This is a genomic window from Methylobacterium sp. PvP105 (assembly GCF_017876975.1).
In the GTDB taxonomy this organism is placed as follows: domain Bacteria; phylum Pseudomonadota; class Alphaproteobacteria; order Rhizobiales; family Beijerinckiaceae; genus Methylobacterium; species Methylobacterium radiotolerans.
Genome location: NZ_JAGIPA010000001.1, coordinates 4,036,011 through 4,051,138, shown reverse-complemented (window position 1 = coordinate 4,051,138; position 15,128 = coordinate 4,036,011). Strand labels below are relative to the sequence as shown.

The window sequence follows — 15,128 nt, the reverse complement described above, 5'->3', positions numbered from 1 at the left end:
GCATGGCCTCACAGCGGAAAGTCATCATCACCTGCGCGGTGACGGGCGCGATCCACACGCCGAGCATGTCGCCGCACCTGCCGGTGACGCCCGAGGAGATCGCCGACGCCGCCATCGGCGCCGCCGAGGCGGGCGCGGCCATCGTGCACCTGCACGCCCGCAACCCGGAGAACGGCCAGCCCGATCAGACACCGGAGGCCTTCGCCAAGTTCCTGCCCGTGATCAAGCAGCGCTCGAACTGCGTGGTGAACATCACCACGGGCGGCGCGCCGACCATGTCGATCGAGGAGCGGGTGCGCCCGGCCGCGACCTTCCAGCCGGAGGTCGCTTCGCTGAACCTCGGCTCGATGAATTTCGGCCTGTTCGGCATGCTCGACCGGTTCAAGGACCTGAAGCACCAGTGGGAGCGGGACTATCTCGGCAACAAGGACATCATCTTCCGCAACACCTTCGGCCAGATCGAGCACATCCTGACGACCTGCGGCCCCAACGGGACGAAGTTCGAGTTCGAGTGTTACGACACGGCGCATCTCTACAATCTGAAATACTTCTTCGACCGCGGTCTCGTGCAGGCGCCGCTGTTCATCCAGACGGTGTTCGGCCTCCAGGGCGGCATCGGCGCGCATCCGGACGACGTCATGCACATGAAGCGCACCGCCGACCGTCTCTTCGGTGACCAGTACCGCTGGTCGGTGCTCGGGGCGGGCCGCAACCAGATGAACATCGCCGCCATGGCGGCCGCGATGGGCGGCAACGTCCGCGTCGGACTGGAGGACAGCCTCTGGGACGGTCCGGGCAAGCTCGCCGAGACCAACGCCGCGCAGGTCCGGCGCGTGCGCGCGATCATCGAGGGGCTGGGCCTCGCGGTCGCCTCGCCCGACGAGGCGCGGGAGATCCTGGCGCTGAAGGGCGGCGACAAGGTCGCGTTCTGACCGATCAGTCGATGGATGATGCGTCCTGGAAGGTGGGACGCATCGTCCAGGACCAGCTGACGTTCAGGCTCTTCCGTCCTTGCGAGCGCAGCGAAGCAATCCAGTGTAGCGCGCCATCTGAGGCCTGGGCGCTTCTAGATTGCTTCGCTGCCTCGCAAAGACGTCGAGAAGCCTCAGGGAGACCCGAACACGCGGTCCAGATCCGCCTGCGCGACGCCGTCGATCTCCAGGATCTTCAGCCGGCTCTGATCGCCGGTGACGATGCGGACCGAGCCGCGACTGACCTTCAGCGCCTTGGCGATCAGCGCGACCAGCGCCCCGTTGGCCGCGCCCTCGACCGGCGGTGCGGCGACGCGGGCCTTCAGGTAGGGCTGCCCCTTCTCGTCGCGGGCCCAGCCCTCCGCGGCGTCGCGCCCCCCGCGCGGCGTGAGGCGCACCGCCAGGCGGATCGCCACGGCGGAGCCCTCAGAAGATCTTGCCCGGATTCAGCAGGTTGTCCGGATCGAGCGCCCGCTTCACGAGCCGCATGACGGCGATCTCCTCGGGCGAGCGCGACAGCTTCAGCTTGGCCCGCTTCTCGAGCCCGATCCCGTGCTCCGCCGAGACGGAGCCGTTCAGCTCCGCCAGCGGCTCGTAGATCGCCGCGTCGATCGCCGCGTTGCCGGCGGCGTCGAGGCGGGTGGTGTTCCAGTGCAGGTTGTTGTCGCCGATATGGCCGTAGACGACCGCCCGGCAGCCCGGGATCGCCGCGAGCCGGTCGAGCGCGCCGCGGACGTAGCCGTCCATCCGCGCGAGCGGCACGCTCACGTCGAAGGCCCGGTCGATCCCGTCGGCGTTCAGGTGCTCGACGCGGTCGCGGATCCGCCACATGCCGCGGCGCTGCTCCTCCGAGGCGGCGACCACGGCGTCGAGGATCGTGCCGTCGCCCATCAGACCTTCCAGCAGGCCCAGGAACCGGTCCGATTCCTCGGGGACGCACTCGACCTCGATGATCGCGTAGAACGGGTAGTCCGGACCGAGCGGCGGGGTCGCGCGCCCGGGCGCGGTCATCAGCCGGTAGAAGTCGGGCCACAGGCCCTCGAACGAGGAGACACGCCCCTGGAAGGCGCTCTGCGCCGCCCGCAGCACCCGCGCGCCGTCGTCGACTCCGGGGCACGCGATCAGCGCCGTCGCGTAGCCGGCGGGCTCCGGCCGCAGGCGGATGACCGCCCGCGTGACGATGCCCAGCGTGCCCTCGGTGCCGAGGAAGAGCTGCTTGAGGTCGAGCCCGGTGTTGTTCTTGATGAGCGGCCGCATCGACGACACCACCGTGCCGTCGGCGAGCACCGCCTCCAGGCCGAGCACCATCTCGCGCATCATGCCGTAGCGCAGCACCCGCAGGCCGCCGGCGTTGGTGGAGATCGCGCCGCCGACCGTGGCCGAGCCGCGGGCCCCGAGATCGAGGGGGAAGAACAGGCCCGCCGCGGACGCGGCGTCCTGCACGCTCTCGAGGGTGGCGCCGGTGCCGACCACCACCGTCATGCCGAGCGGATCCACCGGCTCGATGCCGGTCATGCGCTCGGTCGACAGGGTGATCTCGTCGGGCTGGCAGAGCGTGCCGTCGACGAGGCCGGTGGCGCCGCCGCGCGGGACCACGGCGACGCCGGCCGCGCGGCAGGTGGCCATGACGGCGCTGGTCTCCTCCGTGCTGCGCGGGCGCACCAGCGCCAGGGCGGCGCACGGCTCGGTCGGGCGCGTCCAGTTGGCCGAGCGCCCGCGCAGCTCCGCGTCGGTGACGAGACCGGACGGTCCGACGATCGCGGCGAGGCGGTCGAGGAAGGCGGTGTCGGTCATCGGCATGCTCTCAGGGCTCGGTCCGGTCGCCGCTCTGTCACAGAATCCCGCGCGCGGCGAGATTCCGCATCAGCGCGCGGGCGCCGAAGGTCCAGGGTTCGCAGGCGTCGCACGGGCGCATGCGGTTGACGAGGCTGCCGAGCTCCGGGCTCGCCACCACGACGCGGTCGCCGTCGGCGTGGGTGAAGCCGAGCCCCGGGCCGTGCCGATCCTGGATCGGCGCGAACATGGTGCCGAGGAGGAGGAGGGCGCCGTCGGGATAATTGTGCGTCCGCCCCATCAGCGCCTCCGCCAGTTCCTCCGGATCGCGGCTGATCTCGGAGAGCGGCGAGGTGCCCTCCAGCCGGAAGCCGTCCGTGCCGGTGACCTCGAGGGTCACGGTGGTGCGGCGGACGTGGTCGAGACCGAAGGTCCCGTCGAACAGGCGCAGGAACGGCCCCAGGGCGCAGGAGGCGTTGTTGTCCTTGGCCTTCCCGAGGAGCAGCGCCGACCGCCCCTCGAAGTCGCGCAGGTTCACGTCGTTGGCCAGCGTCGCGCCGACGATCCGCTGGTCGGAGGCGACCGCCAGCGCCACCTCGGGCTCGGGGTTGTTCCAGTGCGAGTCCGGGTGCAGGCCCGCGTCCGCGCCGCAGCCGACGGCCGAGAGCGGCTGCGCCTTGGTGAAGATCTCGGCGTCCGGGCCGATGCCGACTTCCAGGTACTGGCTCCAGGCGCCCTGCGCGACCAGCACCTCCTTGAGGGCCATGGCCTCGGGCGAGCCGGGCTTGAGTCGGCGCAGGTCGCGGCCGACCAGGCGCTCGACCTCGGCGCGGATCGCCGCCGCGGCAGCGAGATCGCCGCGGGCGCGCTCCTCGATCACTCGCTCCAGCATCGAGGTGGCGAAGGTCACGCCCGCCGCCTTCAGGGCCTGCAGGTCGACCGGCGCCAAGAGCCACGGCCGGCTGGTGTCGCGCGCGTCGGGCGGCGTGTTGGCCAGGGTCGCGTCGAGGCTGCCGAGGTCCTCGCCCTCGGCGCCGCGCAGGGCGGCGGCGGGATCCGGGGCCTCGCACAGGTCGCTGACCGTCGGGAAGGCGGCGGTGACGTCGAGGATTCGGGCCGCGCCGTCCGCGTCGGCGCGGATCGCCACGACGCTCGGACCGGCCACGTCCGGCCGCCACACCCGGCCCACGAGGGCGCCCCGGCATCCGTCGGCGGGCAGGATCTCCCGCGCGGTCAGGCCCGATAACGACATGTGCTCACGTCCCCTGGATGTCCGCCCGCGCGACGGCCGCGTGACGGGCCCGGTGCCGGCTCCGCGGCCGGCGCGCGATCCCATAGCATTCCGGGTGGCCCGTCATCCCGCCGTATGTTTCACCGGGCCCCGCTCGTCACGGGCGCCGGGCGGGTCCGCCTGACAGATCCAAGATTATCTGTAGCTTTGCCCGGGCGCCCGCTTGCTTTCCCCCGGCCGCTCCTTTGTACTGCCGACTTAGAGCCGCCGATAGAGTGGCCTTGACCGGGAGGAAGCATGGCCTCGGTGGGAATCCGCGAGGTTCGCAAGGCTTTCGGATCGACGAATGTCCTGCACGGCGTGTCCGTGGATATCCGGGACGGTGAATTCGTGATCCTGGTCGGCCCGTCCGGATGCGGGAAATCAACGCTCCTGCGGATGATCGCCGGGCTCGAGAATATCTCCGGCGGCGAGATCCGCATCGGCGAGCGCGTGGTGAACGATGTGCCGCCCAAGGAGCGGGACATCGCCATGGTGTTCCAGAACTACGCCCTCTACCCGCATCTCACGGTTCGCGAGAACATGGCGTTCTCGATGCGGATCCGGAAGGCGCCCGCCTCCGAGATCGACCTCCGGGTCAACAAGGCCGCGCAGATTCTCGGGCTCACCCACCTGCTGGACCGCTACCCGCGCCAGCTCTCCGGCGGCCAGCGCCAGCGCGTCGCCATGGGCCGGGCGATCGTGCGCGACCCGCAGGTTTTCCTGTTCGACGAGCCGCTCTCCAACCTCGACGCCAAGCTGCGCGTGGCGATGCGCACCGAGATCAAGGAGCTGCACCAGCGCCTGAAGACCACGACCATCTACGTCACCCACGACCAGATCGAGGCCATGACCATGGCCGACCGGATCGTCGTGATGCACGACGGGGTCGTGGAGCAGATCGGGCCGCCCCTCGAACTCTACGACCGGCCCGACAACCTGTTCGTCGCGGGTTTCATCGGCTCGCCGGCCATGAACTTCGTGCCCGGCCGGGTCCGGGCGAACGGGCGCCTCACCTTCAGCACCGAGACCGGCCTGTCGATCCCGCTCGCCGACGCGCCTGCCGGCGTCGACGGGCGGCCGCTCATCCTCGGCGTCCGCCCCGAGCATTTCGACCTCGCGCCCGACGGGATCGCCGCGGAGGTCGTCGTCGTGGAGCCGACCGGCTCCGAGACCATGCTGGCGGTGCGGGCCGGAGGCCAGGATCTCACCTGCGTGCTGCGGGAGCGCGTGCGCGAGCGGCCGGGCGAGACCGTCTCCCTGCGGCCGAACCGCGTGCACTTCTTCGACGCCGAGACCGGCCGTCGCCTGCCGAGCTGACCCGCGTCGGATCCGGCGCGGGATCGGGGCGCGCGGCGCCCTCAGAAACAGGATCACCGAGGGAGAAGAAACGATGTCCGTTCTCGATCGCCGGTCCCTCCTCGCGGGCGCCGCCGCGGCCGGCCTCGCCGCCGGCGGCGACCTCCTCGGCTTCGCCAGGGCCTGGGCGCAGACCGCGGAATGGAAGCCCGAGCCGGGAGCGAGCCTGTCGCTCCTGCGCTGGAAGCGCTTCGTTCCGGCCGAGGACGAGGCCTTCATGAAGCTGGTCGACGCCTTCACCAAGGCGACGGGCGTCAAGGTCACGGTGAGCAACGAGTCCTTCGACGACATCCAGCCCAAGGCGTCGGTCGCCGCCAATACCGGGCAGGGGCCCGACATGGTCTGGGGCCTGTTCTCGTTCCCGGCGCTCTTCCCCGACAAGTGCCTGCCGCTCGAGGACGTGGCCGAGTCCCTGGCCAAGAAGTACGGCCCCTGGTTCCCGTCCGCGGAGGCCTACGGCAAGGTCAAGGGCAAGTGGATCGCGATCCCCGTGGCGTTCAACGGCGGCTACCCGAACTACCGCATCTCGGCGATGAAGAAGGCCGGGTTCGACAAGTTCCCCACCGACACCGCGGGCTTCCTCGAGCTCTGTCGCGGCCTGAAGAAGAACAACACGCCGGCCGGCTTCGCCCTCGGCCACGCCACCGGCGACGGCAACACGTGGTGCCACTGGGCGCTCTGGTCCCACGGCGGCAATCTCGTCGACGCCAACGAGAAGATCGTCATCAACTCGCCCGAGACCGCCAAGGCGCTCGAGTACGTCAAGTCCCTGTACGAGACCTTCGTGCCCGGCACGGTGTCGTGGAACGACTCGTCGAACAACAAGGCCTTCCTGGCCGGCGACCTCTACCTGACCAACAACGGCATCTCGATCTACGCGGCGGCCAAGAAGGACAACCCGAAGCTCGCCGAGGACATGGACCACGCGGTCTGGCCGATCGGACCCGTCGGCAAGCCCACCGAGTTCCAGCTCGCCTTCCCGATCCTGGCCTTCAAGTACTCGAAGGCGCCGAACGCCTGTAAGGCCTTCATCGCCTTCATGATGGAGGCGGCGAACTACAATCCCTGGCTGGAGGCGGCGCAGGGCTACCTCTGCGAGCCCCTGTCGAACTACCCGAAGAACCCGATCTGGACGAGCGACCCGAAGAACGCGGTCTTCGCCGAGGCGGGCCGGCGCTCCCTGGCGGCGGGCGGCCTCGCGCCGGTGAGCGAGCGCATCGCCGCGGTGCTCGCCGACTTCGTCATCGTCGACATGTTCGCCAGCCACTGCACCGGCCGCGAGGACGTGAAGGGCGCCATCAAGAACGCCGAGCGCGCCGCCACCCGCATCTTCCGGAACACCTGACCCCACCCGCCGGAGGCGAGACCATGGCGCACACGGCCCTGACGCAGCCCGCCCCGGCCGCAATCCCGACCCGATCGGCCTGGCAGCGCGTGCGCGCGAGCCGGGGCTGGGCGGGGTTCTGGTTCATGCTGCCGACGGCGCTGATCCTCGGCCTGTTCCTGGCCTACCCGCTCCTGAAGGGCATCTGGCTGTCCTTCACCAACGCGCGGATCGGCCGCGAGGGCGTCTTCGTCGGTCTCGAGAACTACGAGTGGCTCTGGGACGACGACGTCTTCTGGCTCTCGGTGTTCAACACCTGCCTCTACACGGCGGTGGCGTCCGTGGTGAAGTTCGGGGTCGGTCTCTACCTCGCGCTGCTGCTCAACAAGAACATGCCGTTCAAGTCGATCATCCGGTCGATCGTGCTGATCCCGTTCGTGGTGCCCACCGTGCTGTCGGCCATCGCGTTCTGGTGGATCTTCGACAGCCAGTTCTCGATCATCTCCTGGTCGCTGCGCCATCTCGGGGTGATCGACGGCAACATCGACTTCCTCGGCGAGCCGGCCATGGCGCGCGCCTGCGTGATCTTCGCCAACATCTGGCGGGGCGTGCCGTTCATCGCCATCACGCTGCTCGCCGGTCTCCAGACGGTCTCGCCCTCGCTCTACGAGGCCGCGACGCTCGACGGCGCCTCGAACTGGCAGATCTTCTCGCGGATCACCCTGCCGCTCCTGACCCCGATCATCGCCGTGGTCATGACCTTCTCGGTGCTGTTCACCTTCACCGACTTCCAGTTGATCTGGGCGATGACGCGCGGCGGTCCGGTGAACGCCACCCACCTGATGGCGACCCTCTCGTACCAGCGCGGCATCCTCTCGGGGACGCTCGGCGAGGGCGCGGCCATCGCCACCGCCATGGTGCCGTTCCTGCTCGCGGCCATCGGCATCTCGTGGTTCGGCCTGCAGCGAAGGGCTTGGCAGTCCGGGGAGTCCGACCGATGAGCGCGCCCGCACCGCCGGCCCACGCCGACCCGCACCTCGCCCCCGTCCTCACGGCCCAACCCGCCGGGCTCACCGACAACTCGGAGGGGATGGCCTATCTCGAGCGCCTGCCGCGGCGGCTCGTGACGACCTACCTGCCGCTCCTCATCATCCTCGCCGTGCTGCTGTTCCCGTTCTACTGGATGGCGCTCACCGCCATCAAACCGGACGAGCAGCTGATCGATATGGAGCGGTTCAACCCGTTCTGGGTCGTGGACCCGACGCTCAAGCACATCAACAAGCTCCTCTTCGAGACGCAGTATCCGCGCTGGCTCTGGAACACGATGTACGTGTCGGTGGCGGCGACCGTGCTGTCGCTGTTCGCGAGCGTGCTCGCCGCCTACGCGTGCGTCCGCGTGCGCTACCGGGGCGCCGGCTGGGTCGGGGCGGCGATCTTCCTCGCCTACCTTGTGCCGCCCTCCATCCTGTTCATCCCGCTCGCCACGATCATCCAGGCCTACGGCCTGTTCGACTCGCCGATCGCCCTGATCCTCGCCTATCCGACGATCCTGATCCCGTTCTCGACCTGGCTCCTGATGGGCTACTTCAAGACCATCCCCTACGAGCTCGAGGAATGCGCGCTGATGGACGGCGCCAGCCGGTGGCAGATCCTCACCAAGATCATCCTGCCGCTCGCCTTCCCGGGGCTGATCTCGGCGGGGATCTTCTCGCTGACCCTGTGCTGGAACGAGTTCATCTACGCGCTGACCTTCCTGTCCTCGACGCAGAACAAGACGGTGCCCATCGCCGTGGTGAGCGAGTTCGTGGACGGCGACGTCTACAAGTGGGGCTCGCTGATGGCCGGCGCGCTGCTCGGCTCGCTGCCGCTGGTGATCCTCTACTCGTTCTTCGTCGAGTACTACGTGTCCGCGCTCACCGGCGCCGTGAAGGAGTGAGGGGACGCGTCAGACCATCGTTCTAGCGAGCGCGGCGAAGCGAGCCAGGGCAGCGGGACGTCGGTCGGCGTGGCGCTGCCCGGATCGCTTCGCTCTGCTCGCGGGGACGGAGACCGTTGCCAGCAGGGCTCGACAGCGCGGACAATGCGCGCGGATCCGCCGGCGCAGAATCGCGGGCCGGCCCCATCGAAGGTCACGCCATGGCCCATTTCATCGACGCCCGCTCCACCCTGGTCAACGATGCGGTCGACGGCCTCGTCGCGGCCAGCGGCGGACGCCTGGCGCGGCTCGACGGCGACCCGGGCATCCGCGTCGTTCTCCGCGCCGCTCCGGATTCCGGGAAGGTCGCGGTCGTCTCCGGCGGCGGCTCCGGTCACGAGCCGGCCCATGCCGGCTTCGTCGGGCCGGGCCTGCTGAGCGCCGCCGTCTGCGGCGACGTCTTCGCCTCGCCGAGCGTCGACGCGGTCCTGGCCGGGATCCTCGCGGTGACGGGACCGGCCGGGTGCCTGCTCGTCATCAAGAACTACGCGGGCGACCGGTTGAACTTCGGCCTCGCCGCCGAGCGCGCCCGGGCGCTGGGCCACAAGGTCGAGACCGTGATCGTGTCGGACGACATCGCCCTCCCGGACGCCAAGCAGCCCCGCGGCGTCGCCGGGACGCTGTTCGTGCACAAGGTGGCGGGTCACGCCGCGGAGGCCGGAGAACCGCTCGAGACCGTGGCGGCGCTCGCCCGCCGGGCCGCCGGGGCGGCGAAGTCGCTCGGCATCGCGGTCTCGACCTGCACGATCCCCGGCTCGGCGCGCAGCGAGCGGCTGGCGGAGGGGCAGGCCGAACTCGGCCTCGGTATCCACGGCGAGCCCGGCGCGGAGCGCATCGCCCTGCCCAAGGCCAGCGAGCTCGCCCGCATGATGGCCGAGCGTCTCGCGCGGTCCGTCCCGGGCGCGGACGGGCTGGCGCTGCTCGTGAACAATCTCGGCTCCGCCTCCGCCCTGGAGATGCAGATCCTCACCCGGGCGGTGCTCGCGACCGATCTGGGCCAGCGCGTCCGCCTGCTGCTCGGGCCCGCCCCGCTGATGACGGCGCTCGACATGCACGGCGCCTCGCTGTCGGTCCTGCCGCTCGACGACGCGCTGGAGCGCGCCCTGTCGGAGCCCGTCCCGGTCCCGGCCTGGCCCGCGGCGGTCCGGGTCGAGCCGCCGATCCTGCGGCCGGTGCCCGCGGGGCTCGCGGGCGAGGCCTTCGCGCCGTCGCACGACGCCGTCACCGCTGCCCGGATCCGGGTCGTCGCCGAGGCCCTGATCCGGGCCGAGGGTTCTCTGAACAGCCTCGATGCCAAGGTCGGCGACGGCGACGCCGGCACGACCTTCGCGGGCGCGGCCCGCGCCGTCCAGGCCGATCTCGACCGCCTGCCGCAGGCCGAGCCCGCGGCCCTGTGCCGGGCGCTCGCCGAGCGGATTGGGCGCGCGGTCGGCGGATCGAGCGGCGTGCTCGGATCGATCTTCTTCGCCGCGACGGCCTCGGCCCTCGCCGACGGCGCCGCGTGGCCCGAGGCTCTCGGGCAGGGGGTGGCGCGCGTCCAGGGCTACGGCGGCGCTAAGGCCGGCGACCGCACCCTGCTCGACGCCCTGATCCCAGCCGTGGAGGCGCTGAAGAACGGCGATCTGGCCGCCGCCGCGGCGGCCGCCCGGGCCGGTGCCGAGGCCACGGCCGGGATGGAGCGCGCCGGCGCGGGCCGCTCGAGCTACCTGGCGGCCGGGGACCTCGCCGGTGTCCAGGATCCCGGCGCCGCCGGCGTGGCGGCAGCGTTCGCGGCTCTGGCCGGCGCATAGGAACAGGGCGCCGCGCGTCGTCGCACGGCGACCGTTGACGCACCTTCCACCGAGGCCTAACCCCCTCTCATGCGCACCTGCCTGATCCTCGACGATTACCAGCAGGCGGCTCTCGCGCTCGCGGACTGGACGCGCCTCTCCGACCGCGTCGCCGTCTCCGCGATCGCCCAGCACATCGCGAATCCCGACGATCTCGTGGCGCGGATCGCGCAGGCCGAGATCCTCGTGATCATGCGGGAGCGGACGCCGTTCCCGGCGGCGCTGCTGGAGCGGCTGCCCCGGCTCGAGCTGCTCGTGACCAGCGGCATGCGCAACCTCGCCATCGACCTCGCGGCGGCCAGGGCGCGCAACGTCGTCGTCTGCGGCACGGATTCGAGCCCGACGCCGCCGACGGAGCTGACCTGGGCGCTGATCCTCGGACTGGCCCGTCACGTGGCGCCGGAGAGCCTGACCCTGCGGGCAGGCGGCCCCTGGCAGAGCACGATCGGCACCGACCTCGCGGGTGCGACCCTCGGCGTCCTCGGCCTCGGGAAGATCGGGACTCGGGTGGCCGAGATCGGGCGCGCCTTCGGCATGCGGGTGATCGCCTGGAGCCCGAATCTCGACGACGCCCGCGCCGCCGCCGCCGGGGTGGAGCGGGCGGCCTCGAAGGAGGCCCTGCTGGAGGCGAGCGACGTCGTCACGATCCACCTCGTGCTGGGCGACCGGACGCGCGGCCTGCTCGGCGCGGCCGAGCTGCGCCGCATGCGCCGCGACGCCTTTCTCGTGAACACCTCGCGCGCGCCGATCGTCGATCAGGCCGCGCTGCTCCAGGCCCTGGAGGAAGGCTGGATCGCGGGAGCCGGCCTCGACGTGTTCGAGACCGAGCCCCTTCCGGCCGACAGCCCGTTCCGGCGCCTGCCCAACGTGCTGGCCCTGCCGCATCTCGGCTACGTGTCGCGCAGCAACTACCGGACGTTCTTCACCCAGGCGGTGGAGGACATTGAGGCCTGGCTCGCCGGTGCCCCGATCCGGCGCCTGGGCTGAGTCCGGATACGCCGCCCGACGCGGCCTCAGTCCCCGCGGGGTTCCAGCGCGTCCGCGAGGCCGTCGCCGATCAGGTTGAGCGCCACCAGGGTCGCGATCAGGAAGGCGGCCGGGGCCGCGAGCAGGTGCGGCGCCGCCTCGATGGAGCGGGCGCCCTCGGCGATCAGGACGCCCCAGCTGGTCTGCGGCTCCTGCACGCCGAGCCCGAGGAACGACAGGAAGCTCTCCAGCAGGATCACCTGCGGCACCAGCAGCGTGGCGGTCACCACCACCGGGCCGAGGGTGTTGGGCACGATGTGCCGGAGGATGATGCGCGGTGTCCCGAGCCCGAGCGCCCGCGCGGCGCGGACGAAGTCGCGCTCGCGCAGCGACAGGGTCACGGCGCGCACCACCCGGGCCATGTCGAGCCATTCCACCGCGGCGATCGCCACCAGCATGAGCAGCAGGCTCGGGCGGAAGAACACCAGCAGCAGGATCACGAAGAACACGAAGGGGAGGGCGTAGAGCACGTCGACGGCGCGCATCATCGCGGCGTCGACGGCGCCCCCGACGAAGCCCGCCGTCGCGCCGCAGGCGACACCGATGAGCAGGGCGACGAGGCTGGCCGCGAGCCCGATCGCCAGCGAGATCCGTCCGGCGACGAGGCAGCGGGTCAGCAGGTCGCGGCCCTGGATGTCGGTGCCGAGGGGGAAGTGGAGGCGCCGGATCGGCACCGCTACGACGAGGCCGCGCCCGCCGTCCCGGTCCTCCAGGACGGCGGGCGTCCCGAACAGCGCCGAGCGCGGCAGGTAGACGAGGCTGCGGCGGTCGACGCCCGCGTCGGACCCCAGGGTGAGCCGCATCGTGTCGCCGTCGCGCTCGACCGCGTCGAGCCGCGCGCGCATGCGGAAGGCCAGGCGCTCGAGCGCCGGCCGGAGACGCGCGGCGTCGGGCTGCGCGGTGAGGCCGGCCGGGAGCTGGCGCAGGTCCGGATAGGCGCGCTCGGGATCGTGGCCGGTGAGGCCCGGGCCGATCAGGCAGGCGAGGGCGATCAGGACCAGCAGGGTGAGCGCCGCCACGGCGGTGCGCTCCCGCGCGAACCGGAGGACGGCGCGCCGGGCCGGACCCGGCGCCGCCACGGTCGCGGTCGCGGTCACGCCGCCACCCGGAGGCGCGGGTCGAGCCACGCGCAGGCGAGGTCGGCGGCGAGGTTGAGCAGGATCACCAGCCCGGCGACGAGCAGGACCGTGCCCATGACCAGCGTGTAGTCGCGGTTGAGCGCGCCCTCCACGAAGTACCGCCCGATGCCCGGCAGCCCGAAGATCGTCTCCACCACCACCGAGCCGGTGAGCAGGGCCGCCGCGAGCGGCCCGAGATAGGCCACCACCGGCAGCAGCGCCCCCCGCAGGGCGTGCCGGGCGACGCGGGCCGGCGGCAGGCCGAGGCTGCGCATGGTGCGGACCGGCTGCGTCCGCAGGGCCTCGGCCAGCGAGGTCCGGGTGAGCCGGGCCAGGGCACCGACCTGCGGCAGGGCCAGGGTCACCACCGGCAGGATCAGATGGCTCGGCGCGCCGTCGTTCCAGCCGCCGAGCGGCAGCCAGCGCAGGGTCAGCCCGAAGGCGATCTGGAGCAGCGGCGCGACGACGAAGCTCGGCAGCGAGAGGGTCAGGGCGGCCCCGACGCCGAGCAGCCGGTCGACGAACCCGCCGCGCCGGAGCGCCCCCGCGATCCCGAGCCCGACGCCGAGCGCGGTGGCCAGCGCGAGGGCGAGGACGCCGAGCGTCGCGGAGACGGGCAGGCCCCGGGCGATCAGGCCGAGGACGGTCTGGTCGCGGAACGAGAAGGAGGGTCCCAGATCGCCCTGCGCCAGCGCCGCGAGGTAGCTGCCGAACTGCGCGATCAGCGGCCGGTCGAGGCCGTAGACCCGGCGCAGGTTCTCCAGGGCGGCGGGCGCCAGCGGCCGCTCCAGGTCGAACGGCCCGCCCGGGGCGAGCCGCATCAGGAAGAAGCTGACGGTCACCACGGCGAGCAGCGTCGGCACGGCCTGGAGGAGGCGGCGCAGGATGAAGCGGATCACGCGTCGAGCCTCATGAAGCGGGTCGGCGCGGCGTTGCGCAGGTTCGGGTGATAGCCGTGCAGCCGCGGCGCGATCAGCGCCTTCGAGCGGTAGTGCATCAGCGGGATCCAGGGCAGCTCGCGCAGCGCGATCGCCTCCGCGTCGTAGAGCAGGCCGGCCCGGCGGGCGAGGTCGCGCTCAGTGGCGGCTCGCGCCATCAGGGCGTCGTAGGCGGGGTCCGACCAGTGGCCGGCATTCATGCCGTCGTTCCCGCTCTGGAGCAGGAACAGGAAGTTCTGCGGATCGGAATAGTCGGCGATCCAGCTGTAGCGGGCGACGTCGAAATCGCCGCCGTCGCGCAGGTAGGCGAAATGCGTCTTCGCGTCCGTGTAGACGAAGCGGGTCACGATCCCGAGGTCGCGCCACATCTCGCCGATCGCCACCGCGATGGTGCGGTTGTTGTCGCTGATGTTGAACCGGTATTCCACGGTGAGCGGCCGGTCGGGCCCGAACCCCGCCTCCGCGAGCAGCCGGCGCGCCTCCGCCTCGTGATCGATCGGCAGGCCGAGGCGGCCCTCGGTCTCGGGGGGCGTCCGATAATTGTCGAGGCCGGGCGGGCACAGGGAGTAGGCCGGGCTCATCGTGCCGCCGTTGAGCCCGTCGGCGAGGTACTCGCGGTCGATGACGAGCGACAGCGCCCGGCGGACGCGCCGGTCCGAGAACGGCGCTTTGCGCGTGTTCACAACCAGCGCCGCGAGCCCCAGCGAGGGGCCGAGCACCACCTGCGGCCCGAAGCGGCGGCGCAGGTCGGCGATCTGGTCGACGGGCAGGTCGGAGAGCGAGTCGATCTCGCCGGCGGCGTAGCGGCGCACCGCGGCGGCGATGTCGGGCGTCGGCAGGAAGGCGACGCGCGGAATCGCGAGGCTCGCGGCGTCCGGATGGTGCGGGTTGGCCTCCAGCGTGATCGCGCCGCCCGGCACGCGGTCGGCGAGCCGGTAGGGTCCGTTGGTCACGAGGTTTCCCGGCCGGGTGAAGCTGTCGCCGTAGCGCTCGACCGAGGCGCGGTGGACCGGCAGCGCGGTCTGGTGGGTCAGGAGCTCCAGGATGTAGGGCGTCGGCTGTTCCAGCGTGATCGCGAGCCGGAGCGGCCCCTCGGCGGCGACGCCGAGGGCGTCGGCCGGGGCCGCGCCGCGGTTCACGGCGGCGGCGTTGCGGATCGGGAACAGGATCTCGGCGTACTTCGCCGCCGTCGTCGGGTCGAGCATCCGGCGGAACGCGTAGACGAAATCGTCGGCGGTGACCGGCTCGCCGTTCGACCAGCGACCGTCGGGGCGCAGGTCGAAACGCAGGCTCACCCCGTCCTCGGAGACGGACCAGGCGCGCGCCGCGCCCGGGATGATCGTGCCCCGGTTGTCGTAGGTGAGCAGTCCGTCGCAGAGGTCGCGCAGGATGTGCGCCTCCGCGACCGTGGACGAGCGGTGCGGGTCCAGCGTCTCGGGATCGGCGTCGTTGCCGCGCCGGTAGAGCGCGTCGGCCGCGCGGGCGGGCCGCACGGCCGCGAGGGCGATCGCGCCGGCCAGCCAGTCGCGCCGCCGCGGGCGCACG

Annotated in this window: 13 protein-coding genes; 7 read left to right on the top strand and 6 right to left on the bottom strand. The window is 71.8% G+C overall.

Going from position 1 to position 15,128, the window contains the following annotated elements; translation table 11 throughout:
• Nucleotides 1–2: 2 nt before the first annotated feature.
• Nucleotides 3–932, top strand: a complete 930-nt coding sequence (locus J3A75_RS19975) for a 3-keto-5-aminohexanoate cleavage protein (protein WP_012319850.1) — start codon at nucleotides 3–5, stop codon at nucleotides 930–932.
• A gap of 173 nt (nucleotides 933–1,105) precedes the next feature.
• Here the strand turns inward: J3A75_RS19975 and J3A75_RS19970 are convergent, their stop codons facing one another.
• From J3A75_RS19970 to J3A75_RS19960, 3 genes are read right to left on the bottom strand one after another with little or no spacing between them, the layout of a single operon-like run.
• On the bottom strand, nucleotides 1,106–1,387 hold the full coding sequence (locus tag J3A75_RS19970; RefSeq protein WP_024829646.1) for a DUF167 family protein: 282 nt from the start codon (nucleotides 1,385–1,387) through the stop codon (nucleotides 1,106–1,108).
• 10 nt (nucleotides 1,388–1,397) lie between these two features.
• Nucleotides 1,398–2,765: an FAD-binding oxidoreductase gene (locus tag J3A75_RS19965; protein WP_245295786.1), complete on the bottom strand. Its 1,368-nt coding sequence runs from the start codon at nucleotides 2,763–2,765 to the stop codon at nucleotides 1,398–1,400.
• A gap of 37 nt (nucleotides 2,766–2,802) precedes the next feature.
• Complete coding sequence (locus J3A75_RS19960; RefSeq protein ID WP_070999773.1) at nucleotides 2,803–3,996, bottom strand: fumarylacetoacetate hydrolase family protein; 1,194 nt, start codon at nucleotides 3,994–3,996, stop codon at nucleotides 2,803–2,805.
• A 276-nt stretch (nucleotides 3,997–4,272) separates the two neighbouring features.
• Here J3A75_RS19960 and J3A75_RS19955 point away from each other — a divergent pair, with 276 nt between their 5' ends.
• The 6 genes from J3A75_RS19955 (at nucleotide 4,273) to J3A75_RS19930 (ending at nucleotide 11,488) form a co-directional block, all read left to right on the top strand.
• On the top strand, nucleotides 4,273–5,334 hold the full coding sequence (locus tag J3A75_RS19955; RefSeq protein WP_029357517.1) for an ABC transporter ATP-binding protein: 1,062 nt from the start codon (nucleotides 4,273–4,275) through the stop codon (nucleotides 5,332–5,334).
• Nucleotides 5,335–5,407: 73 nt separating this feature from the next.
• A complete protein-coding gene (locus J3A75_RS19950; RefSeq protein ID WP_053620930.1) occupies nucleotides 5,408–6,718 on the top strand; it encodes an ABC transporter substrate-binding protein in 1,311 nt (436 codons plus the stop codon).
• Nucleotides 6,719–6,741: 23 nt separating this feature from the next.
• Nucleotides 6,742–7,698 (top strand): carbohydrate ABC transporter permease, encoded by a 957-nt coding sequence (locus J3A75_RS19945; RefSeq protein ID WP_012319844.1) that lies wholly within the window; start codon nucleotides 6,742–6,744, stop codon nucleotides 7,696–7,698.
• On the top strand, nucleotides 7,695–8,633 hold the full coding sequence (locus J3A75_RS19940) for a carbohydrate ABC transporter permease (RefSeq protein ID WP_209650700.1): 939 nt from the start codon (nucleotides 7,695–7,697) through the stop codon (nucleotides 8,631–8,633). Before J3A75_RS19945 ends, J3A75_RS19940 begins: the two co-directional genes overlap by 4 nt.
• A 200-nt stretch (nucleotides 8,634–8,833) precedes the next feature.
• On the top strand, nucleotides 8,834–10,462 hold the full coding sequence (locus J3A75_RS19935) for a dihydroxyacetone kinase subunit DhaK (protein WP_070999770.1): 1,629 nt from the start codon (nucleotides 8,834–8,836) through the stop codon (nucleotides 10,460–10,462).
• A gap of 69 nt (nucleotides 10,463–10,531) precedes the next feature.
• Nucleotides 10,532–11,488 carry a D-2-hydroxyacid dehydrogenase family protein gene (locus J3A75_RS19930; RefSeq protein WP_024829650.1) on the top strand — a complete coding sequence of 319 codons (957 nt, stop codon included), beginning with the start codon at nucleotides 10,532–10,534 and terminating at the stop codon, nucleotides 11,486–11,488.
• A 26-nt stretch (nucleotides 11,489–11,514) separates the two neighbouring features.
• Here J3A75_RS19930 and J3A75_RS19925 read toward each other — a convergent pair whose 3' ends face one another.
• Genes J3A75_RS19925 through J3A75_RS19915 form a run of 3 tightly spaced genes read right to left on the bottom strand, consistent with a single transcriptional unit; the run spans nucleotide 11,515 to nucleotide 15,127 of the window.
• The gene (locus J3A75_RS19925) at nucleotides 11,515–12,624 is read right to left on the bottom strand and encodes an ABC transporter permease (RefSeq protein ID WP_083374363.1); all 1,110 of its coding nucleotides are present in this window, start codon (nucleotides 12,622–12,624) and stop codon (nucleotides 11,515–11,517) included.
• Nucleotides 12,621–13,544 carry an ABC transporter permease gene (locus J3A75_RS19920; protein ID WP_043073947.1) on the bottom strand — a complete coding sequence of 308 codons (924 nt, stop codon included), beginning with the start codon at nucleotides 13,542–13,544 and terminating at the stop codon, nucleotides 12,621–12,623. Before J3A75_RS19920 ends, J3A75_RS19925 begins: the two co-directional genes overlap by 4 nt.
• Entirely contained in the window at nucleotides 13,541–15,127 is a 1,587-nt protein-coding gene (locus J3A75_RS19915) for a peptide ABC transporter substrate-binding protein (RefSeq protein WP_070999768.1), read from the bottom strand. Before J3A75_RS19915 ends, J3A75_RS19920 begins: the two co-directional genes overlap by 4 nt.
• Nucleotide 15,128 lies beyond the last annotated feature (1 nt).